The sequence below is a fragment of the Asanoa siamensis genome (genome assembly GCF_016862555.1).
GTDB lineage: Bacteria > Actinomycetota > Actinomycetes > Mycobacteriales > Micromonosporaceae > Asanoa > Asanoa siamensis.
In genome coordinates this window covers 1-2,542 of record NZ_BONE01000180.1, presented here as the reverse complement: position 1 = coordinate 2,542, position 2,542 = coordinate 1, and the positions used below count along the sequence as shown (strand labels likewise).

The window sequence follows — 2,542 nt, the reverse complement described above, 5'->3', positions numbered from 1 at the left end:
CACGTACGTCACGGTCTGGCCCGCGGGCGAGGAGACTCCGCTGGCGAGCAACCTCAACCCGTCGGCCGGCCAGACGGTCCCGAACGCGGCGATCACCGGGCTGAGCCCCGACAAGGCCTTCAGCGTCTACAACAGTGTCGGCAGCACCGACATCGTCGTCGACGCCGTCGGCTCGTACTGGTACTACCCGGGTGTGTTCGGCGCCGCGGCGTCGGCCAAGGGCGCGGCCAAGGCCGGCCCGCCGGCACCGGCGAAGCTCGGCGGCACCGCACCTCGCCCCATCGGCTAGTTCGTAGACAGGCGCGGGCCCGCACTTCGGTGCGGGCCCGCGTTTTTCTGTCTGCCAGCGCGGCGGTCGCCGGCGAGGAACAAGCCGATAGATCGATTGCCCTCGGCCGTCTGTCGTACCTACGGTTCGTTCTGCCAACTGGCATTCCATCTCTTCTTCACGGGGGCAGTTATGCGCGCTCTTCGTGGCGCCGCTTCGGTCGCTGTCGCAAGTGCGTTGGTCGTCGCCGCTCTTCCCGCGTCAACCGCGCACGCGGCTCCGCCGTCCGCGCCGTACTCGGCGTTCACCCTCGACGGCGGCGACTCGACGGCCGTCATCAACGGCACGGAAACCTACGAGGCGAGCACCGCCAACTACTTCTACTTCGGGCCCAACGGCGACAGCACCGTGCCGGACAACGTCATCGTCATCGCCAACAACGGTGGGCGTCAGGGCGCGGCCACGCTCGTGCCGCCGACCGGGACGACCTGGAACGTGGGCCAGACCTACGAGACCCGGCGCTTCCCGACCGAGAGCAACCAGGCGATGTTCGACGTCTCGGGCGAGCACGGCTGCAACGACATGGATGGCGCGCTGACCATCAAGGAGATCGCCCGCGAAGCGGGCACCGGCAAGGTGACGAAGTTCGCGGCCTCGTTCAAGGCGAGCTGCGGCACCGTTCCGTTGGCGGTCAGCGGCGAGATCCGGTTCAACTCCAGCATCGGCTACGTCGGCGCCAGCAACGACAAGACACTGCTGGACTTCGGCACGGTGGCGCACGAGACCACCTCCGCGCCGCAGACGGTGCGGTTCACGTCGACGGGCAGCGACCCGATCACGTTCGGGGCGGCGACCTTCGCCGGAGCCGCGCCGGCCGCGTTCGCGGTCGGCGCCGACACCTGCTCCAACTCGAGCGTCGCCAACGGCCAGTCCTGCACGGTGCAGGTGACGGCGAGTCCGACCGCGGCGGGCAGGCAGACGGCGAACCTGGTACTGCCGGCCAACACCGCCTCGGGCATCAAGGTCGTCCGCCTGACGGTCGAGGGCAAGGACACGCGCTCGCTGACGGCTTCGCCTGAGCGGTTGGACTTCGGCCCGGTCGACCCGGACGTCGACGGTGCGCCGCTGAAGGTGACGCTGACGGCCAGCGGCACCAAGCCGGTCGTGCTGGGCACGCCGTCGATCGGCGGGGCCACCCCGGGCGTCTACCGCATCACCGGTGACACGTGCGCCGGCAAGACCCTGGCGGTGGGGCAGCGCTGCGACATCACGGTCACTCCGCACCCCACCCAGGACGGGTACGCCGAGGCGAGCCTGCTCGTGCCCAACGACGGACTGACCAACCCGCAGGCCATCCAGCTCGTCCTGAATGGACAGATGACACCGCGGGGCACGTTCTACCCGCTGCCGCCGTCGCGGGTGCTCGACACCCGTACCGGTCTCGGTGCGTCCAAGGCTCCGATCGGCGCCAACCGGGCGATCGCTTTGCAGGTGACCGGCCGCGGTGGCGTGCCGTCCACCGGCGTGTCCGCCGTCGTGCTCAACGTGACGGCGACGCAGCCGACCTCGTCCTCCTACCTGACCGTCTACCCGTCCGGTGTGGCCGTCCGGCCCACCGCCTCGTCGCTGAACTTCCCGAAGGCGTGGACCGGTGCCAACTCGGTCACCGTCGCGGTCGGTGCGGGCGGCAAGGTCGACATCTACAACGCCAAGGGTGCCGTGCACGTCGTCGCGGACATCACGGGCTACTACGCCGCCGACAACCGGATCGAGAACCACGGCTGGACGCAGGGCGGTGCCTACCACCCGATCTCCCCGTGGCGCCTGTTCGACTCCCGCTCCGACTGGGGTGAGCCGCTCGACGGCGGCTCCTACGTCAATATCGGCGCGCGGTGGAACCGGCCCGAGATCGACGACCACATCCGGGCGTTCGCGGTCAACATCACCGCGGTCCGGCCCAGCAAGACCGGTTATCTGACCGCCTGGAACGGCGACTACTGGAGCCAGCCGGAGACGTCCACGCTCAACTACACGCCGGGCAAGGTCGTCCCCAACCTGGCCATCATTCCCACGATCAAGTGTTACGACTGCGGGCCCATCGAGGGTTGGCCGTCGATCGGCATCTACTCCTCCGCGACCACCCACGTCCTGGTCGACCTCGTCGGGTTCTACGACGACTCGACGATCGGCGGCGGGCTGCGGTTCACCCCGATCACCCCGACCCGCATCGCCGACTCCCGCACCGGACTCGGCCTCTCGGGCGCGCTCGGGGCA

The 2,542-nt window shown here is 69.5% G+C and carries 1 protein-coding gene and 1 pseudogene; both read left to right on the top strand.

Annotated elements, in window-relative coordinates:
* A pseudogene (locus Asi02nite_RS41060) lies at nucleotides 1-289 on the top strand (hypothetical protein); the annotation flags it as partial.
* Between the two features lie 171 nt (nucleotides 290-460).
* The coding region (locus Asi02nite_RS41055; RefSeq protein ID WP_203719452.1) for a choice-of-anchor D domain-containing protein at nucleotides 461-2,542 on the top strand (2,082 nt) is incomplete at its 3' end.